18 protein-coding genes are annotated in these 22,115 nt (G+C 67.7%); 7 read left to right on the top strand and 11 right to left on the bottom strand.

Going from position 1 to position 22,115, the window contains the following annotated elements:
* Positions 1-80: 80 nt before the first annotated feature.
* Positions 81-665 carry a carboxymuconolactone decarboxylase family protein gene (locus ACUSIJ_RS22735; protein ID WP_449310710.1) on the top strand — a complete coding sequence of 195 codons (585 nt, stop codon included), beginning with the start codon at positions 81-83 and terminating at the stop codon, positions 663-665.
* Positions 662-1,456 carry an alpha/beta fold hydrolase gene (locus ACUSIJ_RS22730; RefSeq protein ID WP_449310709.1) on the top strand — a complete coding sequence of 265 codons (795 nt, stop codon included), beginning with the start codon at positions 662-664 and terminating at the stop codon, positions 1,454-1,456. The genes ACUSIJ_RS22735 and ACUSIJ_RS22730 overlap by 4 nt, the downstream gene beginning before the upstream one ends.
* A gap of 15 nt (positions 1,457-1,471) precedes the next feature.
* Here the strand turns inward: ACUSIJ_RS22730 and ACUSIJ_RS22725 are convergent, their stop codons facing one another.
* Positions 1,472-2,395: a LysR family transcriptional regulator gene (locus ACUSIJ_RS22725; RefSeq protein WP_449310708.1), complete on the bottom strand. Its 924-nt coding sequence runs from the start codon at positions 2,393-2,395 to the stop codon at positions 1,472-1,474.
* A 120-nt stretch (positions 2,396-2,515) separates the two neighbouring features.
* Here ACUSIJ_RS22725 and ACUSIJ_RS22720 point away from each other — a divergent pair, with 120 nt between their 5' ends.
* Positions 2,516-3,034 carry a flavin reductase family protein gene (locus ACUSIJ_RS22720; RefSeq protein ID WP_449310707.1) on the top strand — a complete coding sequence of 173 codons (519 nt, stop codon included), beginning with the start codon at positions 2,516-2,518 and terminating at the stop codon, positions 3,032-3,034.
* A gap of 107 nt (positions 3,035-3,141) precedes the next feature.
* Here the strand turns inward: ACUSIJ_RS22720 and ACUSIJ_RS22715 are convergent, their stop codons facing one another.
* Together ACUSIJ_RS22715 and ACUSIJ_RS22710 are read right to left on the bottom strand one after the other, a co-directional pair.
* Positions 3,142-4,647 carry a tripartite tricarboxylate transporter permease gene (locus tag ACUSIJ_RS22715; protein ID WP_449310706.1) on the bottom strand — a complete coding sequence of 502 codons (1,506 nt, stop codon included), beginning with the start codon at positions 4,645-4,647 and terminating at the stop codon, positions 3,142-3,144.
* Between the two features lies 1 nt (position 4,648).
* The gene (locus ACUSIJ_RS22710; RefSeq protein ID WP_449310705.1) at positions 4,649-5,119 is read right to left on the bottom strand and encodes a tripartite tricarboxylate transporter TctB family protein; all 471 of its coding nucleotides are present in this window, start codon (positions 5,117-5,119) and stop codon (positions 4,649-4,651) included.
* A 366-nt stretch (positions 5,120-5,485) separates the two neighbouring features.
* Here ACUSIJ_RS22710 and ACUSIJ_RS22705 point away from each other — a divergent pair, with 366 nt between their 5' ends.
* Together ACUSIJ_RS22705 and ACUSIJ_RS22700 are read left to right on the top strand one after the other, a co-directional pair.
* Positions 5,486-6,463, top strand: coding sequence for a Bug family tripartite tricarboxylate transporter substrate binding protein (locus tag ACUSIJ_RS22705; protein ID WP_449310704.1), 978 nt, complete (start codon positions 5,486-5,488; stop codon positions 6,461-6,463).
* A gap of 109 nt (positions 6,464-6,572) precedes the next feature.
* Entirely contained in the window at positions 6,573-7,310 is a 738-nt protein-coding gene (locus ACUSIJ_RS22700) for a hypothetical protein (protein ID WP_449310703.1), read from the top strand.
* A 224-nt stretch (positions 7,311-7,534) separates the two neighbouring features.
* Here the strand turns inward: ACUSIJ_RS22700 and ACUSIJ_RS22695 are convergent, their stop codons facing one another.
* On the bottom strand, positions 7,535-7,807 hold the full coding sequence (locus ACUSIJ_RS22695) for a hypothetical protein (protein WP_449310702.1): 273 nt from the start codon (positions 7,805-7,807) through the stop codon (positions 7,535-7,537).
* 59 nt (positions 7,808-7,866) lie between these two features.
* Here ACUSIJ_RS22695 and ACUSIJ_RS22690 point away from each other — a divergent pair, with 59 nt between their 5' ends.
* Both ACUSIJ_RS22690 and ACUSIJ_RS22685 read left to right on the top strand, forming a co-directional pair.
* On the top strand, positions 7,867-8,967 hold the full coding sequence (locus ACUSIJ_RS22690; RefSeq protein WP_449310701.1) for an LLM class flavin-dependent oxidoreductase: 1,101 nt from the start codon (positions 7,867-7,869) through the stop codon (positions 8,965-8,967).
* A 218-nt stretch (positions 8,968-9,185) separates the two neighbouring features.
* Positions 9,186-10,250 (top strand): AbrB family transcriptional regulator, encoded by a 1,065-nt coding sequence (locus ACUSIJ_RS22685; RefSeq protein WP_449310700.1) that lies wholly within the window; start codon positions 9,186-9,188, stop codon positions 10,248-10,250.
* 31 nt (positions 10,251-10,281) lie between these two features.
* Here ACUSIJ_RS22685 and ACUSIJ_RS22680 read toward each other — a convergent pair whose 3' ends face one another.
* The 7 genes from ACUSIJ_RS22680 to ACUSIJ_RS22650 form a co-directional block, all read right to left on the bottom strand.
* Positions 10,282-13,011, bottom strand: a complete 2,730-nt coding sequence (locus ACUSIJ_RS22680) for a choice-of-anchor X domain-containing protein (RefSeq protein WP_449310699.1) — start codon at positions 13,009-13,011, stop codon at positions 10,282-10,284.
* 124 nt (positions 13,012-13,135) lie between these two features.
* Entirely contained in the window at positions 13,136-15,103 is a 1,968-nt protein-coding gene (locus ACUSIJ_RS22675) for a hypothetical protein (RefSeq protein WP_449310698.1), read from the bottom strand.
* 80 nt (positions 15,104-15,183) lie between these two features.
* Positions 15,184-15,729 (bottom strand): hypothetical protein, encoded by a 546-nt coding sequence (locus tag ACUSIJ_RS22670; protein WP_449310697.1) that lies wholly within the window; start codon positions 15,727-15,729, stop codon positions 15,184-15,186.
* A gap of 11 nt (positions 15,730-15,740) precedes the next feature.
* Complete coding sequence (locus ACUSIJ_RS22665) at positions 15,741-19,796, bottom strand: hypothetical protein (protein WP_449310696.1); 4,056 nt, start codon at positions 19,794-19,796, stop codon at positions 15,741-15,743.
* Complete coding sequence (locus ACUSIJ_RS22660) at positions 19,793-21,394, bottom strand: baseplate J/gp47 family protein (protein ID WP_449310695.1); 1,602 nt, start codon at positions 21,392-21,394, stop codon at positions 19,793-19,795. The genes ACUSIJ_RS22665 and ACUSIJ_RS22660 overlap by 4 nt, the downstream gene beginning before the upstream one ends.
* On the bottom strand, positions 21,394-21,765 hold the full coding sequence (locus tag ACUSIJ_RS22655) for a GPW/gp25 family protein (RefSeq protein WP_449310694.1): 372 nt from the start codon (positions 21,763-21,765) through the stop codon (positions 21,394-21,396). Before ACUSIJ_RS22655 ends, ACUSIJ_RS22660 begins: the two co-directional genes overlap by 1 nt.
* Complete coding sequence (locus tag ACUSIJ_RS22650; RefSeq protein WP_449310693.1) at positions 21,762-21,986, bottom strand: hypothetical protein; 225 nt, start codon at positions 21,984-21,986, stop codon at positions 21,762-21,764. The genes ACUSIJ_RS22655 and ACUSIJ_RS22650 overlap by 4 nt, the downstream gene beginning before the upstream one ends.
* Positions 21,987-22,115: the final 129 nt, after the last annotated feature.

The following is a 22,115-nucleotide window of genomic DNA, read 5'->3' as shown; positions in this document are numbered from 1 at the left end:
CTGTCTCTTTGTTTTTACGCAGTTCCGGACGCAAACCGGTTCCCGCCTTTGCTGGAATTGCTTTAACGGATGAGGTTTCCATGCGACTTCCCCCACTCGACACCAACGCGATGGATGCCGCGCAGAAGGCTGTCCACGACCGCATCGCCGGAGGCGCGCGCGGAGGCGTGCGCGGGCCGTTCCTGGCGCTGCTTCACAGTCCCGAGCTCGCGGCGCGCGTGGAGCAGCTCGGGGTCTATGTGCGCTTCGAGTGCGCGGTTCCGCAGCGGCTGCGCGAACTGGCGATCCTGGTCGTCGCCCGCCACTGGCAGGCGGACTACGAGTGGTTCGCCCACGCGCCCATCGCCGAGAAACAGGGGCTGCCGAAAGCGGCGATCGATGCGCTCGGCACCGACGGCGAACCGGAATGGCCGAGCGAGGCGGAGGTGATCGTGGCGGATTTCTGCTCCCGGCTCCTGCGCACCGGCAGGGTGTCCGACGCGCAATACAGCCGCGCGCAGCACCTTCTCGGCGTTCGCGGAACGACCGATCTGGTCGGCCTCGTCGGCTACTACTCCCTCCTCGCGCTCACCATCAACGCCCACGAGGTGGAGGTGCCCGCGGACGCCGACATCCCCTGGAGGCGGGAAGAACGGCGGGCGGATAGCGGGGAGCAGCGGTCATGAAGGCAACTCTCTCCGACGGCCGCGCCATCAACTATCGGCTCGAAGGGCCGCAGCAGGCTCCCTGCATCATGCTCGCGCACGGCGTCGCGCTGGACCTGCGCCTGTGGGACGGCTTCGCCGCGGCAGTGGCGGAAGATTATCGCGTGCTGCGCTACGACAGCCGCGGCCATGGCGGCTCGCCGGTCGGATCCGGTTCCTTCACCCTGTCGGACCTCGCGGCCGATGCCGTCGCGCTCCTGGACGCGCTCGGCATTCCCACGGTCCATTTCGTCGGCCTCTCTCTGGGGGGCATGGTGGGCATGGGGCTGGCGCTGGATCATCGCGAGCGCCTGGAGAGCGTCGCATTCTGCAATGCACGGGCGGCGGCGACGCCCGAATACCGGAAGAACTGGGACGAGCGTGTCGAGCGGGTTCGCCACGGCGGGATGGAGGCCATCGCCGACGCGACCGTCAGCCGCTGGTTCACGCCCGAATTCCCGGCCCGGGCTCCTGAAGCCCTGCGGGCGATCCGGGAGATGGTGCTCGCGACCCCGCCCGAGGGCTATTGCGCCAGCGCCGAGGCCTTGAAGGGCCTGGACTACGAGCGCCGTCTCCAGGAGAACAGCGTCCGGGCGCTCTACCTCACGGGCGAGAAGGACAGCGGCGCGCCCGCGGCCGTCGTCCGCGCCCACCAGCAGCAGACACCGAACTCGCGCTACGTCGAGCTGCCCGATACCGGCCACATCTCGGTCATCGAGAATCCGGCCGGCTTCACGGCGGCGGTCACCGCCTTCATCCATGGCAGGGAATGAGCGGACGCCAGCCCGCTACTCGGCCGGCTGGAGAGCGGGAGCCGGGAGGGACGGCAGCTCCTCGTTCTTGGCGAGCGAGATGAGGAAGTCGATGAAGATCCGCACCTTCCGCGGCAGATGCTTCTTGCCGAGATAGAGCACGGAAATCGGCACGCCGTCGACGCAGTATTCGGAGAGGAGCGGCACCAGCCTGCCCCGGCCGAGATCCTTGCGCACAAGCCACAGCGTGCCCTGCATGATGCCAAGTCCCGTGACCGCGGCCTCGCGCAGGGCGTCGCCGCTGTTGATGACGGCATTGCCCTTGACCCGGACCGTCTTGATGCGGCCGTCGAGATCGCGGAACTCCCAATCCGGCCCGAAGCGGCCGACGAGACAATTGTGCTCCTGCAGGTCTTCCGGCGTCCGCGGCACGCCGTGTCGCGCGATATAGTCGGGAGAGGCCACCACCAGTTGCGGGCCGCGCGTCAGCAGGCGGATGGTGAGCCGGGAATCGCTGACATGCCCGGTTCGGACCGCCACGTCGAAACCTTCCGCGATCAGGTCGACGGGACTGTCGCTGAAAGAGATATCGAGCTCGATGTCCGGATAGCGCGCAAAGAACCGGGGCAGTTCCGGAACCAGCGTCACGCGTCCGAACGAGATCGGAACGACGACGCGCACGCGCCCCCGCGCCGTCGCATTGCGGTTGCGAAGCTGGGTTTCGGCGTCCTCCAGATCGGCGAGGATCTGGACGCTGCGCTCATAGAACTCCTGGCCGTAATCGGTCGTGGAAAGCTGGCGGGTGGTGCGGTGGAAGAGCTGCGTTCCGAGATCATCCTCCAGCCTGGCGATCGCCTTGGTCACCGCGGACACGGACATGCCCAGCTTGCGGGCCGCCGCCGTGAATCCGCCGCTCTCCGCCACCTTCGTGAATATGATCAGGGCCATGAACTTGTTCACGACATCTCCTTTCCCAAAGAGAAATAATGTATTTCATATTTAGGACATTTTCAACATGAGTGGACGGCACCTATCTTGCGGTCAGCATTTGCAGGCAAGAGGATCGCCAAGAGGATCGCCATGAACCAGCTTGTTCATTCACCGACTGAAGGACGGATCGACCCGGCGGAATTTCGCATGGCGATGGGAGCCTTCGCCACCGGCGTGGCGGTCGTGACGACCGTCGATCAGGGCATCTGGTATGGCATGACGATGAACTCGCTCACCTCGGTCTCGCTCGTCCCGTGCCTGCTGCTCATCTGCCCGCGCCGGGGCAGCGCCACGGGCAGAGCAGTCAGGGCCTCGGGTCATTTCGCCATCAGCCTGTTGAGCAACGCCCAGAAGGATCTCGCCTCCCGGTTCGTCGGCAACGCGGGCAGCATGGCGGACCGGTTCGACGGGCTGGACGTCGAGGTCAGCCACCGCAGGCTGCCTTTGCTGCGCGACGCCCTGTCGACCTTCGAATGCGTCGTGAGGGACATCCATCCCGGCGGCGATCATGACATCGTCATCGGCGAGGTGGTTTCGTGCCGGCGCCTCGACGGCGACCCGCTGGTCTTCTTCCGCGGCAATTTCGGGAACTACGCGCACGGGCACTGATCCGCGGCATCGAGACCGGAAGGTACTGACCTTAAATACTGAAAAAGAAGCGGCCGCCGGATGGGCGGCCGCTTCTTTCGTATCGCGACATGCCGGGGGACTGCCCCCTATTCCTCGAGGACCAGCTTCTCGCGGCGCTGTTCCCGGATATAGGAGGAACTGACGAGCAGCAGCATGAACGCCGCCAGCCCCAGCATGACGGCCGACACCGGACGCTCGATGAAGAACATCATGTCGCCCCTCGACAGGATCATCGCGCGCCGGAAATGCTCCTCCAGCATCGGGCCCAGCACGAAACCGAGCATCAGCGGCAGCGGATCGCACTCGAGCTTGCGGAAGACATAGCCGGCGACACCGAATATGGCGACGAGGATGACGTCGAAAGTCGAGGACTGGACCGAATAGACGCCGACGCAGCAGAACATGAGGATGGCGGGAAAGAGCATCCTGTACGGCACCGTCAGCAGCCGCACCCAGATGCCGATCAGGGGCAGGTTGAGGATGACCAGCATGAGATTGCCGATCCACATCGATACGATCAGGCCCCAGAACAGGTCGGGGTTGCTGGTCATGACCTGGGGACCCGGCTGGATGTTGTGGATCATCATCGCGCCGAGCAGCATCGCCATGCTTCCCGTGCCCGGAATGCCCAGCGTGAGCGTCGGAATGAAGGCCGTCTGCGCGGCCGCATTGTTCGCCGACTCCGGGCCCGCGACGCCTTCCAGCGCGCCTTTGCCGATTTCATTGGCATTGCGCGAGAATTTGCGCTCGACGGTGTAGGCCATGAAGGACGCCAGCGCGGCGCCCGCGCCCGGAAGAATGCCCACCACGCTTCCCAGCGCCGTGCCCCGGAAGATCGACGGCGTCATGCGCCGGAACTCCTCACGTGTCGGCCAGAGGTTCGACACCTTCGAGGTGACGGCCCTCGCGCCCTCGGGCTGGACGAGATTGGAAACGATCTCCGCCGCCGCGAAGATGCCGACCGCGACGACGACGAAATCGATGCCGTTCCACAGGTCGGGAATGCCGAACGTGAAGCGGGTCACGCCGGAATTCACGTCCGTGCCGACCATGCCGAAAAGGACGCCGATGACCAGCATCCCCAGCGACAGCACGAGCGAACTCGGCGTCAGGACGACCGCGCCGACGAGGCCGAGCACGAGGAGCGAGAAATACTCGGCCGGCCCGAAGGACAGGGCGACCTTGGTGAGCGGGATGGCGAAGGCCGCGAGCACCAGCGTTCCCACGCATCCGGCGAAGAACGAGCCGATCGCGGCGGTCGCGAGCGCCGTTCCGGCGCGGCCCTTCTGGGCCATCTTGTGGCCGTCGATCACCGTCACCACGGAGGATGTCTCGCCCGGCAGGTTCAGCAGGATCGCGGTCGTCGATCCGCCGTACTGGGAGCCGTAGTAGATGCCCGCGAGCATGATGAGCGCGGCTATCGGATCGAGACCGTAAGTGAAGGGTAGCAGAATCGCTATCGTCGCGAGCGGGCCGAGCCCCGGAAGGATGCCGATCAACGTTCCCAGCAGACAGCCTATGAAAGCGTAGGCGAGGTTCTGCAATGTGAACGCCACGCCGGCGCCCTGCGCCAGATGCGAGAGAAGTTCCATGTCAGCGCCCCCACCGCAGCAACGCTTCCGGCGCCCACTGGAGCGGCAGGCCGAGCGTGTAGACGAAGATGACATAGGCGAGGGCCGCGAGCGCCACGGCGGTGACGATCCGCTCCCTCAGATTGAACTCCGTGCTGGCGAAGCTCGCCACGAGGGTCATGACGACGACGGAAACGATCAGCCCGAGAGGCCGGAGCAGGACGGCAAAGCAGAGTACGGAGCCGATGACGAACAGCAGTTGCTTGGGTTCTATGCGCAACCGGGTCTCATCCATGGCCGCATACAGGGACTGCGCCGCGGCAACGAGGCCGAGGGCGGCGAGAATCAGCCCCAGCCAGAACGGCAGGAACCCGGGGCCCATGTCCCGCAGCGTTCCCATCCTGTAGTTGAGAGACATTAAGGAGACGCTTCCGCCCATCAGGGCGAACAAAAGCCCCGCGACGAGATGTCTCCTGGCCAGTAAGAGATTCAAGGTACCTTCCTCCCGCTTCGATCGATATTATCCTTGGAGGCACTCCGCCCGCAGACGGCATGCCCGCCGGATCACGAATTCTGCCACGATCTATCCGATGGCGCCCGCAAAGATAGTTCTCTTTGGGAAATGGTGCTTTTCCTGATTGGACTTTCTGGCTCAGGTGCGGGAGACCGCGGCCGGCAAATTTCGGCCCAAACGGAAAAGATAAATTTCCTCGCCGCCGGATAACCTCGATCTGTGCATCTCCCTAAAGTGGCGCGACAATGGGCGGGCCGCAATCACACGCTCCGGGCGTTCGTATCCGGCAGGCGTGTCGATATCCCAGCGACCCTGGGTGCTGAAATCTGCAGGGAGGAAACAAGAATGCAGAAACTGATAGCAGGAATTGCACTGGCGACGACGTTCTGGATGGGGAGCCTTGCCGCCTCCGCCGCGCAGGATGCCGACTGGCCGAAGCAGCCGGTCAAGTTCGTCGTGTCGGCCAGCGCCGGGGGCACGTCGGACGGCATTGCGCGCTACCTCGCCAACCAGCTGTCCCAGAAGCTGGGGCAGCCCTTCGTCGTCGAGAACGTGCCGGGCGCGGCGAGCATCGCCGGCACCAACATGGCGGCCCAATCCGCTCCGGACGGCTACACGATGGTGATCACCACCAACGCCGCCGTGGCCATCGCGCCGCTGCTGCGCAACGACATGCCCTATACGGTGGACGACCTAGCCGCCGTGACGCAGACGAACCAGCAGGTGAATCTGCTGGTCATCAATCCCGAGAAGTTCGCCGCCAGGGATCTCGCCAGCGTGTTGCAGGAGATCAGGGACAATCCCGACAAGTTCAGCTACGGCTCGTCGGGGGTCGGCGCGACGAACCATCTGGCGATGGAGCTCCTGCTTTCGGAAGCCGGCCTCAAGATGACGCATGTCCCGTTCAAGAGCAGCGGCGACACCATGAACGCCCTGCTCGGGGGACATATCGACATCGCGCTCGACGGCGCGCCCTCCGTTCTGCCGCACGTGAGGTCCGGGGCGCTCGTGCCGGTGGCGGTCAGCACGCCGGGACGCTGGCAGGGGATGCCCGAACTGCCCGCGCTGAGCGAGACCCTGCCGGGCGTCGAGCTGGTCATCTGGCATGGCATCTACGTCAACGGCAAGACGCCGAAGCCGATCGTCGACAAGCTCGGCAACACGCTGCGCGAGATCATCCGCATGCCGGAGACCGTGGCATTCCTCAACGAGCGCGGCGTCGAGGCGATCGGCTCCACACCCGAGGGCCTCGAGGACCTCGTCCGTCGCGAGAGGGACAAGTGGGAGCGCATCATCAAGGAAGCCAATATCACCGTCAACTGACATCGAGCCGACCTGACGGCAACAGGCCCATCGGCTGCCGGGCCTCCGCCTGGCGGCCGCAATCGGCGCGGGATAGGCGCGCCGCACCATCGATGAGGATACGCAAACAATGAGTCGAGGCATCTGGGCAACCTGGTACGACGTGGCCGACGCCGATCGTGACGCCTTCATCAAATGGGAGCAGGAGGAATATCTGCCCGCTCTCGCCGCAGACCCCAGATACAACTGGGTGGCGCGCTACGCATCGCGGTCGGGCGCGGGGATCGAGACGGGCGTGTTCGGCGAAACGGTGGTCGACCCCGCCAAGGAGGGGATCGGATCGGCAAGCGAGTACCTCGTGCTGATCGGCGCCGATTCACCGCATGTATTCCTGAATCCCCTCGTGCTCGACGGCAACGAGGCGCCCACCCCCGGCGGCGCGGCCATGCTGGCGAAGCGCATCAACCTGCGTCATGCGGTGCTGCTCGAGGAGGCGAGCGTCGACGGCCCCGAAGCGCCGCCGCCCGGCTTGCCCGACGTGCCGGCGCCGGCGATACGGATCGGCAACTTTTCCATGCGCACGCCGCAGGAGGACTTCGACGCCGGACGGTGGTACGCGCAGCGGCGGCTCGCGGAATTGGGCGCCAGCCCGGGTTGCGTGCGCACGCGCAAGCTCATGTGCGTGGCCGGCTGGGGCAAGCATTGCATTCTCTATGAATTCACGTCGCCGGAGGCCCGCGCCGATCTCTGGAAGGCGTTCCAGGAGCAGCGCAAGAACGATCCGGGGTCGTTCTGGACGATCGGACCCCAAACCCTGCACGCGCCCGGATCGCCTTTCCTCGGTCAGCGCACCTGGTCTTCCGTCTGATATTTGCGCGATATCCGGAACAATCACTACGTCATGGATTTTTCAACCAATCCATGACGCCAAAATATTTATCGATGATTGGATCCTTATTCAGAGAGCATTCCGGTCAAATGGAATCATTTGATCGATAAGAATTCGCTCAAAAAGAGTTAGAGCATGTCAGCATTTCCGCGAAACGATGACATGCTCTAAAGACGCTACAGGACTGAGTTTCGATACAGTTTTCATTCCACGACAATGGCACCCGCAAAGCAAACAGGGCGCATGTCGGTGCAGAGAGTGTTTTCGAGCGCAGTGGATACCGCTTCGCGTAAAGAAAACGCGTCAAACCAAAAACTTGGAGAATTTTCGCGATTCGAAGATAGGCGGAAATGCTCTGGAATGATTTCGGACATCAAGTAAACAAGGTTTTTCTGACATCGGATATTCAACCGCATCCAGGTCGATGCGACTATCAAACCATCAGCGATGAGCAAGTCGCCAGAGAATAAGGTCACGGGGAAGAGAACTTCCGCGGGCGACGGCGTGGGAATGCAACTATCTTTTTTCGGAGACAATGATGAGACTTGGATATTTTACCATGCCGGTCCATGGAATGCACAGGAATTGGACCGAGACTCTGAAGGAGGATCGCGAAACCGTCATACTTGCGGACAAGCTGGGCTTCTACGATGCCTTCATCGGCGAACATCTGACCGACAGATCGGAAACGATCACGAGCAGCATGCTGTTCCTGGCCACGCTCGTCAGCGATACGAAGACGATCAAGCTGGCGACCGGAACGTCGAATCTCTCCCAGTCTCATCCCGTCCTGATCGCCTCCCACGCGGCGATGCTGGATCATCTCGCCGAGGGCCGGTTCGTCTTCGGCATCAGTCCGGGCGCGCTGACATCGGACGCGGAGGCCCTCGGCATCCTCGATGAGGATCGCAACAAGATCTTCGTGGAGGCGATCGACGTCATCCTCGAGATCTGGAAGCGCGACGCTCCCTACGACATCGATCTGCCCGACAATCGCTTCAAGATCTCCACGGCGCGGACGAGTGCGCCCGAGCTCGGCATCGGTCAGCTCGCGAAACCCTACCAGTCCCCCCATCCCGAGATCGTGGGGACGGTCCTGGCGCCGTTTTCCCAGGGCGTGGTCGCGATGGGTAAACGGAATTTCCATCCGCTTTCCGCCAACTTCCTGCTCTCCAAATGGCTGCCGAGCCATTGGGCGAACTATGCCGAGGGCAAGGCTTCCGTCGGCGAGGTCGCCGATCCCCGGGATTGGCGCGTGGCGCGGACGATCTTCGTGGCGGACGACGACAAGACGGCAGCGGGCTACGGCCGATACGACGCGAACAGCCCCTATCTGGCCTACTACCGGCAGATCCTCGCCAAGCTCCACCGCAGCAAGCGCCTGTTCGTCATGAAGGAGCACAAGGACCAGCCCGACAGCGAGGTGAATCTGGACAGGATCATGGACGAGCTCGTGATCTACGGGACCGTGAACCAGGTCGTCGACCAGATTCTGGCGCTGCACGAGAAGACCGGCGACTTCGGCGAACTCGTCTATGCGGGCATGGACTGGGTGGATGGCGGGCTTGCGAAGCGCTCGATGGTGCTGATGGCCGAGGAGGTCATGCCCAGGGTGCGCGCCGCCCTCGGCAAATAGCCGCCGATCTGATATGCAGGGACTGGAGTATTTCTCCTTTTCGCTGAAACGGGGAAATACTCTATATCTCTTTGTTTTTACGCAATTCCGGACGCAAAACCGGTTCCCACTTTTGCTGGAATTGCTTTAGAGTTTGCATCAAGAAGCGAGTCCAGGTGGCGGGCAAGCCGATACCAACCTGAAACTGGCACGGCCCGCAGAAGCAGAATAAGAGACCATTGGACACACGCCGCCTCCTGAACGTCGCTCTTCTCTATGCCGTTGCCGTCGCCGGCGGCTACGCTGCGGCGCGGCTGCGCGTTCCACTGCCCTGGATGATCGGGCCGATGGTTCTCGCCGCTCTCGCGGGCCTCCTGGGCCGGAACCCGGGCGTGCCGGGGATCACCCGGCCGATCGGCCAACTGGTTGTTGCAGCGTCGGTCGGCCTGTTCTTCACGCCGGCGACCGTCAACGCCGTGGGTCAGCAGATCGTGCCGATGGTGGGCGTGGCCTTGCTCACCATTGCCGCCGGGCTTCTGACCGCGGTGGTCCTCATGCGGCTCGCCCGCATCGATATGATGACCGCCAGCCTGGCCAGCATTCCCGGAGGCCCCGCCGAGATGGCGGGGCTCGCGGCCAAGTACGGAGCCCGGCCCGGCCTGGTGGCCTTCGCCCAGATCCTGCGCATCGTGCTGCTGGTGCTGATCGTTCCGCCGCTGCTGGTGGCGCTGAACGGCGACGTGGCCGATCCCACGGGGACCCTGGGCGGCCTCGCGACAGACTATCCGGGTGCCCTGCTGCTTCTGGTTCTTGCGCTGGTCGGCGGCTTCTTCCTGCATGCGATCCGCATGACCAGCCCGTTCTTCCTCGGACCTCTCGCGGCCAGTGCGACCGCGTCGGCCATGATGCTGCCGGTATCGGCACCTCCCTCCGTCGTCCTTGCAGGCGCCCAGATTCTGCTCGGGGTCTGGCTCGGCAGCACGCTGGACAGGGACGTGCTGATCCGGGGCGGCAGGCTGGCGCGGGCGATATTCGTCTCGACCGGCGTCCTGCTTGCCCTTTGCGTGCTGATGGCGCTCGTCATCAGCGCGACGACCGGCATCAAGTGGCAGACCATGGTGCTCGCCACAGCCCCCGGAAGCGTGACGGAGATGGCATTGACGGCGAAGATCCTTCAGCAGGGCGTGGCGCTGGTGACCGCCTTCCACGTTCTGCGCATCTTCATCATCCTTCCGGCGGCCCCGCTGATCCTCGCGCTGATGGCGCGGTGGGTGAAGCCCACCCCGCCGCAGCAGGGGGAATAGGCGCACCCCCTGCACGATTCCGGCCCCGCTCTCACCTGCCGAACAGCCTTCTGAGCAGATGCCGCAGGCACGCCAGGCACCTTTTAATGGAGAACGGCCAGCAACAGCAGATCCATCCACCCGCGCCGGAACCCGGACTGGCCGGCGCCATTTCCTGCCCGTAGATCGAGATGCCGACGGTCGGATCGCGCCCCGGCGGGTGGTTGATCTTGATGGAATAGCTGCCGTCGATCCCGTCCACGAGCGGCCCGACCGCCGTGCCGCCGAAAATCTTCAAGTCGATCTCGTCCCCCCGGAAGGGACCGAGGAACTCGCCGCTCGCGGTCTGCGGCGTGATGGTCAGCAGGCTCTGCGCCACCTCTGCGCCCTGCGGCGAGATCAGCGTCCAGACCGCGCCGAGATGGTTCGGATCGGGCCGCACGCCGACCCAGGTCGAGCGGACGAAGACGCGCGAGAACGCGGATCCGTCCGCGAGCTTGCCCTCGATGCGGAAGCGGAAGGTATAGGTTCCCTCCTTCGCGGTATCGGTATAAGCGGCGCCATAGACGCCGTCGTCGGCCACGCCGTCGCCGTGCGCGCCGTCGTCGAACAGGGGCTGGCCCGCGACGGTGACGAAACCCAGGTTCTCGCGGTCACCGTCGGCAGCGAACAGGGCCTTCACCATCAGCCCCTTGCCCTTGGGCGGGTCGGCGTCCTGCCTGGGCGGCGCGGTATCCGGCGGCGCGGTGTCCCGCACGGACGGCGCCGCGATGCCCTGGCCGGACGGCTCGGCCGTCGAGCGCTTGTAGATCGGCGCGTTGCGGGTCAGGTAGGTGCCAAGGCTCTCGCCCGGACGGGCGGCGTCGTACTGCACGGTCGCGCCGGTTACCGGCACCCCGCCCGAGGCGATGCGTACGGTGAGGCCGATGGGCTCGCCGATGAAATACTGCGGCTTGTCGAAGCCGACATCGACCTTGGTGACCAGATCGACCATGGCCAGCGCGTTGTCGGGGTTGATGGGCTGCGGCGTGTTCGCGGCATTGACGTGCTGGAGCCGCCATTCGGTCGCGGGCGACCCCTCGCCGACGAGCTGCGCGAGGTCGATGCCGGTGAGTCCATGGGAGGAGCGCTTGCTTTCGCTGACGGCCCCGCCGGCTGCAACCAGGGTGAAGGGATCGCTCGACCCCTGAGGCCGCCAGCCGATCCGCAGCGCGTCGGTCGCGTTCTCCCAGTGCGCCAGAAAGGCCAGCCGTCTCTCGCCCGTCGAGACGCGGTAATAGAGGGCGTCGGGGGGTGCATCCGGGTCCGGCGCCAGCGGCGCCTGCGGCATCAGCGTCTCGGCATGCAGCGTGTGGCCCAGCATCGCGGCGAAGGCCGGCGTCACCTCGTTCACCGAGGTCGTGATCTGCTGGTAATAGCCGGAACCGAGCGTGTTCAGCCGGTCGTCGTCCACCTGCGTGCCGAGCGCCAGCGTGAAGAGCCGCTCGCCGATGATGTCGTTGGCCGTCTTGTGCAGGTCGTCCTTGCGCTTCTGATCGAAGGTCGTCACCGGGCCGACGGCCGATGCCGCGATGGTGACGGAGCCCGCGTTTTCATAGCCGTCGGTCATCAGCACGACGGTTGCCCGGTCATCGGGCACGAGTTGCGCGCCGAGCGCGTCCCAGGCCTTGATCAGCCCGTCGCCGATCGGCGTGCAGGACTGCGGCGTCCCGAGATTCCAGGTCGTGACCGTGCCGGTGGAGGACAGGGGCTGCAGCGGCGTCGCGCCGGGAACCGCCGCCCCCGAGGCGGGGTTGCGGAAGGTGACATCGTCGGCGGCGGACGGCGTCCACCCGCAACTGTCGTTCTCGAAGGTGACGATGCCCGCAAGGTGGTCGTCGCCGGGCCGGAAGGCGCGGAACAGGTCGGCCCAGGCATGGGCCGCCCGCACCGAGGCGTTCCATTTGCTCATCCCGCCGCCCAGGCTGCTGCCCATCGAGCCGGAGCGGTCGAGCACGAGCACCATGCCGTAGCGCGCCTGCTCGATGACGACGGCCAACGTCGCGGTATTCGCCGGATCCGAGGCGTCGATGATGCCGGTCGCGTCGAGATCGAGGGCCGCGGTCAGCACGAAATCCAGCCCCGTGGCCTCATAGACCGCCGGGGCGGAGAATGTCCCGGAGGCCCCCGCGGAGGCGAACGACGGCAGGGCCAATGGGTTGCCCGGATCGGGCGCCCAGGCGGAGACGACGGCGGGCAGCGCGGGCAAGGGCTGGGAAGGCGCCGGATTGGCCGTCACGCTGTGGCTGACGCTGGCCGAGACCGTGACATCCGTATGTTCGCGGATCGGCGCAGGCGGGTTGGTCTGGGCGTTGAGGATCGTGGGCACGGCCAGCACGCGGTCGATGGCGAGCTCCCCCCCGGCGGGTTCGACGCTGACGTCGCCCGAGAGGCCGGTGACGACGAGGCGCAAAAGCCCGCCGGCGCCCGACGTGAAGGAGGAAATGCTCAGTGTCGCCGGATCGGTGACGTCGGCGCCCGAGGTGACGGTCAGGCTCCAGTCGCCCAGAGCGGTCGCCGGAACCCACGCCCCGCCCGACAGGATCGGCGTTCCGGCGCCCGACCAGTCCGCAGGATTGCGGATGGCGGCGACCGTTGCCCCGGCCGGAACGGCCAGGATCACCATGCCGGCGCTTTCGTCGAGCGACGACATGTGAATGTCAAAGGCCGCGTAGGGTGAATCCGAGACGGTGAACGGAACGACCGGGGCCCATACGACGGGGGAGATGATAGGGTTCGGCATTGTGCGTCTCTCTATAGCAGTTTGCGTTTGATTTGATCCTCAAATTGAACGCAAGTTGCGGAAAACTATAAGAATTATAGTGGTTTGCGCAGCAGACCCTGATTCAACGATCGTGCAAACCGCTCTATATCCGGGTGGCGATTGTCTTGAAGAAGAAGTCGAAATTCCCGCTGCGGTTGGAGCGGAAGAAAAGCCGCAAGGCTCCGTCCTTCTCGAAGACGACAGGGAAATCGTTGTTCCCGGGCGAGCCGGTGACCTGCCGGGGAGCGCCCCAGGCGAGCGTGTTCGGGTTGCGGTAGACGCACCAGACATCGGTCTTCGGGCCGATCGCGACCTGTTTCGACCAGAACAGCCACAGGCCGCCATCGTCGTCGAACAGCGCCGCCGGGCGCTGGTTCGATCCCGCCGCGCCTTCCGAGGTGCCGGGAACGGGCACGGGCGCCGACCAGCTATTGGCGGCGACGTCATGGGTCGCCATGGAGATCCCGCTGTCGGCACGCAGGAAGACATGAACCTGCGCCGCGCCTTCGACCAGCACGAAGGGTTCGCGATCGGACGTGCCGCTGTCGATCGTATGGTTCGCCCAGGTCTCGACCGCGCCGCTCGTGGGGGTGAGCCGCGCCACCGCGATATTGTCGGTGGCGGTGCGGAAGGCGACGAAGAGGCGCCCCGCGGCATCGGCGGCGGCGTGGAAGGCCCAGGGCTCGGCGAGCGTCGTGCTGGGCTGGAGCGGCGACAGATCGACGGTGTCGGCCTCCAGCCAGACCGCGGCGGCTTCGGTCCAGGTTGCGTCGTACTGGCGGCGGCGATAGCGGATGTTGTCGTCGGTGCCGGGCCCGTTGCGGTGCCACAGGAAGGTGACGATCTGCCCGGTGAGCAGAACGAGCGGATGGGTTTCGATGTCGGCGGTCGCGGCGACCGGCGTTTCGGCGGCGCCGGCCAATCCGCCGAGCGCGGCGGCGCGGCGGAAACGGATGTCGTTCTGCGTCGAATAGGCCAGCAGCGGCGCGGGAAAGGGCAATGTCGGCAGCATCAGCAGCGCGGCCGTCTGCGCATCGAGCGCGGTCACCTGCAGGGGCGCCGCGTCCGCATCCTCGGGCGAGGCATCCTTCCACGAGGTCACGAAAATCTTGGGCGTGCCCCCCACGCGCAGCGAGTGGAAGGCGGTCACGATATCGGTGTCCGTCGCAACGATCGCCCGCGTGGCGAAATCATTGGCCGGATCGGGAGCGATGACCTGGTCGTCCGTGCCCGGCAGTTCCCCCCGCAGCAGCGCGTTCAGCACGGTGCGGAACGGCAAGGCGGGCCGGTCCTGCCCGCGCCGGTAGTCAGCGGGGGAGTTGCCGAACAGATCCTCGATCAGATGCGCCGGCGGCGTCAGCAGCCGCTTCTCGCGCAGATCCGTCAACTGGCCGGGATAGACGACCGGATCGGCGGCGACGCGCTCCAGCAGCGTCAGCGCGTAGTAGGAGTGGCCGGCGATGAAATCCGCGTCGCCCGAGGCCGGCACGGCGGTGCCGACCCTTGCCCGCACAGCCCATTCGGCCCGCATCCGGGCGCAGCTTTCCGTGCCAATGTCGGGAAAGACGAGCGTGGGCATTTCATCGGGCCGCACCAGCCGGTCCCAGAGATCCAGATAGAGGCACACCGTTCCATCCAGCACCGGGATCTCGTCGATCTGCGGCACGCCCTGCGCCGCCGCCCGCGCGGCCGAGCCGGGCGCGGCCACGTGCAGGTCCTGCGCGCGGAAGTTCACGTCGGCGTGGATCAGGGCCTCGCCGCCCTCGACCAGGCAGCGGCCCATATGCCGTAGGCCCTGCACCAGATTGGGCGTGCCGGGCGGCGGTGCCGGCACGCCGGCGAGGATGTCGAAGTCGTTGGCCGCGAAGACGGCCCGGGCGGCGCAACGGAACCCGTCCGAGCCCTCGGGCACGCCGTCGCCGACGAACCATTTCAGATAGGACCGCAGCTCGAACCGCCGCAGGTCGTCCATCTCGTTCCAGTCAGCATCGACGATGGGGACGCCCTGCTGCAGGCGCACGGAGACGAAACGGTGCAGCGGATCGAAAGTCGAGGGAGTGATGATCGCCATGGAAGCCTCCTGCGAGCCTACAGCGTTTTCGAGCGAAATGGGTACCGGTTCGCGTGAGGAAAACGCATCAAATCAAATGGTTAGAACACCAACCAGATGGTCCGCTCGAGCGAGCTGGCGGCATCTTTGTTGATGACGGGATGGGTCACGTAGTTGAACAGCGCCGGGTTTGCCGCCAGATGGGTGGCAAGCCCGAATTCCCGCAGCGACAGGGTCGTATGGTTGGCGTCCGGCCACGGCGGCGACCCCGCGGGCAGGTTCGCCACGATCTGGAGCCGGTTCGTCGGACCGGCCGTGACGGCACCCATCTCGTCCACGAAGTCGATCTGCAACTGCGCCGCCGGCAGCAGGAACGGATGGGGATCGACCAGTTGCGCCTGCGCCGGCGTCGCCGCCGGGGTGCCGTTCACGTCCCAATCGGCTTCGCCTTGCCCGAACCACAGCCCCTCGATCCCCGGCCCGCCCGCGCCCGAGACGAACAACGCCAGCGCCCGGCGGCAATCGGCGACGATGGCGTTGGCACGCACTGGCCCCTCCTCGACGATGCGCCCTGCCCCGTCGCGCAGCACGTCGCGCCACAGGCCCTTCAGGCCGGCGGCAGGCGTTTCGATAAAATCGGGCATCATGGGAGCACTCCTCAGGCAAGGTCCGGGAACCAGGTCCGGCGGCGGAAGGTCGCCGGATCGGCGAAGTCGATGACGCGGGAGGCCGTGTCATGGGCCAGCAGGACCGCGAGCCCGGGGTAGACGACCCCGCTCCCGTCGGCCATCGCGCCCAGGACCTCGGTGAAGGGAGCGTTGTCGGACCAGCTTTCGCCGATATCCGCGCCGGGCGGATAGACCACCTCGATGAGCGGGGACGGACGGATCACGAGGCGCAGACGCGTGTTGATCGGCTTGAAATCGTTCAGGAGCTGGAACAGCCGCTCGATCCGCTCCTGCGTCGGGGGCAGCCCGAACGGTGCCGGGGCGAGATGCAGCGCAACGGTGCGGCGGCTGTGCAGCGGCACCGGATCTTCCGGCGCACCGCCGCCCTTGTCCGGCTCGTCCGGCGTATAGGCCATGGGATCGCCCGGCTGATGCCGCATGGCGTGGCGCGGCAGATGCGCCAGAACCGGCGTGCGCAGTCCGGCGGGCGAGGCCAGCGACGAGGCGGCGGCGAGCCGCAGGCTCGGCCGCACGGCATCCTGCGCCGTGTCCAGCGAGGCGATCTGCGCGGGCGCGTAGGGCCTTTCGCCGCGGTGGAAAACCCAGACCTCGGCGTCCATGGCGACGGCGCCGGGCGCCCACGCTTCGGCCGGATCGGCGGCGAAAGAAACCAGTGGCCCCGAAGGCACGCCCGCCGCGTCGACCGGGATCTCGGCCAGCCCGCGCCCGCCGCTGCGGTCGGTGGACAGGAAGACGCGCGCCCCTCCGGCCGGCTGCGGCAGGACGAAGGGTTCGCGGTCGGCCGAACCCGTGGCGAGCGCGGCGGCAAGGGGCTGGGGCGGCTCCCAGAGCGCGGCCGCGGGATCGAAGCGGCGCAGTTCCAGCAGCCAGTCGTCGCGATCCCCCGCCACCGGATCGCCGCGCCGGGCATAGGCGCACCATAGAAATCCGTCGGCCGTCTGCGCCAGATGCGGCTCGACCGCGCCGCCGGGAGGCGCGGCGAGGACCTGCGGCGCGGACCACGCGCCATCGAGCCCCACGACCGGCGCGGCGGGCAGGCCATCGGCCGCCTGCTCCAGCTGCCACATCCCCTGCCCGTCCGGTCCCGAGATCGCCACCCCGGAAGGTCCGCCGACGATCAGCCGGTCCTCGGGGCCGAGCGCGACGCTGCGGCAATCGGCGAACGGCAGGCCCTCGGCGGCGGTGACCGCCTGCCACGGCGCGCGGCGCAGCAGCCGGTCGGCCGGACAATGGGCGATCCCCGCCGCCGTCGCCGCGACGATCCTGCCGGGTGTCGTCAGCAACGCGCGGATATCGGTCGAGGGCAGGCCGTGGCGCTCGTCGAGCGCGCGCCACTCCGCGCCGTCGAACAGGGACAGCCCCCCCGCCGAGCCGGCGAGCAGCAGCGGGCCCGAGGCCGCGACCGCGATAATGGGGCCGGGCGGCAGGCCATCGGCGGGCGTATGCCGGGTCCAGATGCCGAAACGGTCGCGCACCGACAGGCCGGTGGCCGAGCCGACCAGCAGACCGCCTTCCGGCGTCGCGGCGAGCGCGCGCAGATCGTCGTCCAGCAGCGCGTCCGGCCCCGCGACCGTCACCACCGGCGCGCCGCCGGGCGCGATCTCGGCCAGTCCGGCGGCGGTGGCGACCGCGAGCCCCTGCGCCGTCGCGGCCAGGGCGCGCAGATCGTCCGAGGGCAGGCCGCCGCCCGTGTCGAGGGTGGCGAAGGCGCCGCCGAAAGGGCGCAGCGCCAGCCCAGCATCGGTCGCTGCCGCCAGCACGCCGCGCGCATCGGTCAGCACCGCGCGGATATCGTCCGACGGCAACCCGTCGGCCATGGTCAGCAGCACCCAGGGCGCGCCGGCCTCGCGCTCGGCGAGGCCGAGCGGCGTCGCCGCCGCCGCCCCGTCGCGCCAATGCGCCGTCCGGATCGTCCAGGCCCCGTCCTGATGCTCGGCCCAGCCCAGCAGCGCGCCGCCACTGTAGGCCGCAGCGGCGGGCGAGGCCAGCGGGCCGGCGGTCAGCGGGCCGGATTCGGGCGCCCGCCAGTCAATCGCCGGATCCCACGTTCCCGACGAGGCCAGCCCGCGCCGCGCCAGGCCGAGGGGCCGCGCGGTCGTCGAATTGGCGAGGTCGATGGAGAGGCGTGCGGTCTCCCCCGTCGCCAGCGTCGACAGCCGCACGCCGCCCTCCGCAAGCGCCACCGCCGACACGTTGGCGAGTTGCGCGTTCATGGCCGCCGCGAGTTCGATGGTGGAGGCGCTGGCCGGAACGGCGTAATCGACGGCGTTGACGGTGAAGGTTTCAGACCCCGCCTGCGTCACCAGCACCAGCTGCTGGCCGGGGGTCAGCGCATAGGGGCCGGGCTGCGCTGTCACCAGTTCGGCGGGCGCCGGCGGCCTGCCCCGGCCGCGCGCCAGCGCCAGCCGCTCTCCCGACGCGAAGGCCAGCCAGTAGTCGCTGCCGACGAGCGCGGCGGCGGCTTCATCGGCGCCGGGCCGCCCCCAATTGCCGGGTCCCCAAGCCGGCAGCACGACTTCATCGCGCCATTCCCCGAAGCCGAAGGACTTCACCGCCAGCCGCCGCAGGACCTTGGTCGAGCGGTCCGCGCCGGGCCTTTCCTCGCGCGTGCCGTAGAACAGCCGCAGCCGCCCGTCGTCGGCGACCGGGGAGATCCGCCCCCTCGGCGTCTCGCTCAGCGCCAGCAGGCTCTCGCGGGAGGTCTCGACCACGATGCTGGCCTCGGGCGTGTCGAGATGCGTGGCGAGGGCGAGCGCTCCGGCCTGATCGGCAGCGGTCAGGTCGTCGAAATGGCGATCGATGACGGCGGCGACCTCGACCGCGCGGGCAGCGCCGATGTCGGCGAAATCGTCGGGGCCGAAGACGACCCGCGTCGGCTCGGCGCCATTGACGGACAGCGTCAGTTCGAGGCCCGGCGCCAGCGCATAGGGCTCGGCCGCGCCGGCGGTGAGGATCGCTGGCATCCCGACGCCGCCCACGGCCCCGCCCGGCGGAAAGGCGAAGGCCGGCGCCGCATCCAGCCCGCCGCCGAAGACGCCCGGCGCGGCGGGGCGCTCGCGCAGAAAGCGCAGCAGCCCGCGCGCAGGCTGCCCGCTGCGCCACAGCCCGGCCTCCATCTCCACCGCCTGCGCGCTCCAGCCGGTCTGGTGGTTGATCAGCGCCCGCATCGCCTGGATCGTGCCGCCGAGGGCAAAAAGCCTCGTCGCCGTTTCGACCTCGTTCCGGCTCTGCTCGAGCGGGACGGAGGGCGCGACGTACCAGCCGATCTGGCGGCCGAGCGCGGCCAGCATGGCGGCCGGGGCGCGCTCGGGATCGCGCAGGTCGATGAGGCCGTTGGCGCCGTTGCGCAGGAAATCGATGCCCATGCCGAACGTATCGGAAAAGCGCTTGAGCTGGCCGCCGGCCCGGCTGGTCTCGGGGATGCCGGGGACATGGGCGGAGGCGGGCAGAAGCTGAGGGTCGGCGCCGCGATAGGCGTCGGGCAGCAGGGACCACAGCTGGCGGTTGTAGCCGAAGATCTCGCCCGCCCGGACGACGGAACGGTAGCGCGCCAGATCCTCGGGGCCGGGCGCCGAGCCGTCGTCGAGCTCGTAATAATACGTCTCGCCCACGGTCAGGGCCTCGGCATCCAGAAGCGTGCCTTCGACGAGGCGCGCCTGCCCCGCCCCGTTGCGCCAGATCGTGCGGCTCCAGCGCTGGATTTCCAGCGGCACGCCGGACGAAATCCGCGCGACCGAGACGGTCTCGGTTTGCCCCTCCAGCGGGCCGGACCGCGCGCTGCGGTCCGGCAGGTCGGTGACGGTCAGCACGCCGGGCACCGGCGCGGGCGGAAAGGTGGCGCTGTCGTGGACCAGATAGGGGTCGGGCACAGCGAGCGGCGGAAAGGCGAAGTCGCGCGTCTTGCGCCGTATCAGCACGTCGGGCAGCCCGCCCGGAACCTCGCCCGCCTCCAGTGCGTAGGACCAGGAAAGGCGGATGCGCCTGCCCATCAGGTCCGGCGTTGCGGTGAAGCCCAGAAATCTCATGGCGCCACCATCAGCGTCAGCTCGACGGCCCCGGCGACGGGGATCTCATCGAAATCGAGCTCGATCCGGCCATCCGCCTCGATCTGCCCGGCAAGGGCGGCGCGCAGCACGTCGGGCAGGGCATCGACCGACGGCAGCCCCGCCGCCTTCAGCGCCGCATCCAGCGCCGCATCGCCCTGCGCGCCACGGCGGCGGAAGCGGCGGATCGAGGCGCCGCGCACTCCCGCCACCCGCACCAGCGCATCGTGAATGGTGCCGAGATAGACCGGCTGGCCGAAGTCCACCCGGCTGTACGCCAGCACGCCGTTCACGGCGTCGAGCGCCGCCTGCCGGACGGCGTCGGCGCGGTAGCGCTGGTCATAGGCGATTTCGGCCGATATCTCGATCTCGGCGGCCCGGGGGGAGAAGATGCGCACCTCCGCCCCGGCCATGCGGCGATCCTCGAAGAACGCGATCAGGCGGCGGCGCAGGCTTTCGCTGACCGGCGCGAGGGCCGGACCCGCGGGCGCGACGAACAGGTCGATGCGGTTCCAGCTCGAAGCCCGCGCCCGCGCCTTGGCGACGCCGCCGGCGCGGAAGGCCATGGCGGCATGATCCTCCAGCGTGACGGCGCGCTCGCGGGCGCGGAAGGCGGCGGGGCCGATCCGGGCGGCTTCCGCGGTCGTCTGCGCGTCGACCCCGCCCACCGCGGCGCCGGGATTGGTGACCTGGAACAGGTTGGGTACCGGCGTCAGCGCCTCGCGGATGGCGCCGGGCGAAACGTTGCCCGCCGCGCCCCCGCCGGCGAAATAGGTGGCGCGCACATTGCCGGCGCCCCTGGGCGGCAGGCGGCCGAACCGGCCGTCGCCGCCGAACCGCACGGCGGCCGCGCCGGAGGCGTCGCGATCCACCCGATAGACGCGGTCGCCGGGCGACGACAGCCTGAGCCGCCCGTCGGGGCCGAGATCGTAGAGCAGGCTCTCGCGCCGGTCCCATCTGACCCAGCCCGCGCCCTCGTTCACCTCGACACGCAGGCTTTCGGCCTGAACCGGTCCGGTACCTAGCGGGAAATCCTGGTTCGGCTCTCCGCTCGACGATCCGATAACGACCGGGCCCACGCTCTCGCCCTGCACGACCGGCAGCCCCCGATAGAGGTAGTGTCCCGAAGCCAGCATCTCGACCTGATCCGAGCCGAAGAAGACGGTCAGCGGCGGATCGCGATATTCGAACACCTGCGGGTTGTCAGGGTTGGGTGCGCGGAAACGGGCGCCGGTCGGGATGGTGACCGACACGAGGCCGGGGTTGAAGATCAGGTCCAGTTCGGCGCCCGCCGGGACGGGCGGCGCGAGTTCGTATCCGATCAGCCGCAAGTGGCGCAGAACCGACGATCGCTCCCTGGCCGTGTGCAGGAAGGACTCGTTGGCCAGCCGATCCTGATAGTAGAGGACGACGTCGCCCATATAGGCGAACAGGTCGACCATCAGCATGCCGAAATCCGACGGATTGCGGTCGGTCCATTCCGGCAGGCGCAGCGCGGCGAAATCCAGCAGTGCGCGGCGCAGGGATTCGAAATCCTTGTTCGTATAGTCGATCTGCGGGCGGTCGAGGGCGAGGGTCATCACAAGCCTCCCAGGGGGATCGAAAGCCGCTCGGGCTGCGGATTTTCGGCGGCGAACCACGTCAGGTCGAGCGTCAGGCCCGGTCCGTCTGCGCGAAAGACGATATCGGCCAGCACGATCCGCGGCTCCATCTGCACCAGCGCCTCGCGCACCTGCCGGGTCAGCAGCGCGCCGAGGCTGCCGTCGTTGGGCTCCTGCACCAGCGCGCGCAGCTGCGTGCCAAAGCCCCGGTTGAGCGGCCGCTCGCCCATTTTCGTGCCGAGGATCAGCCGGACGTTCTGCGCGAGCTTGTCGCGATCGCTGACCATCCTGACGCCGCCGGTCTCGGGGTCGATGGCGAAGGGGACGGCGGGGCCGTGGATGTCGCTCATGTCACGACCCCCGGCGCGTCCTGGGTGCCGTGGCCGATGACATTGGCCCCGGCGTCGGTGACGATGGTGGTGATGCCGGTGACGGAAGCGGTGCGCACGAAAGCGTCGATCGCATCGGCGAGCGCCTGCGCCGCGTCGTCCTGTGTCCAGTCCGGATCGTCCATTCCCTGGGCGAAGGCGGTCTTGAGAGCCGCGGCCAGGCCGGCCTTATCGAGTGCCATGGGCTTCTCCTTTCAATGGGCTTCTCCTTTCAATCGATCGGACAGGGCGGCAGCGCCGGCAGCGCGGGGAGCGACGGCGGCGAAGGCAGCGACGGCGGGCCGGGAATGGCCGGCAGGGGCAGCGACAGC

The organism is Pseudochelatococcus sp. B33 (genome assembly GCF_053570585.1).
The sequence above is the reverse complement of the archived record's forward strand: the minus strand, read 5'-3'. Positions and strand labels throughout refer to the sequence as shown.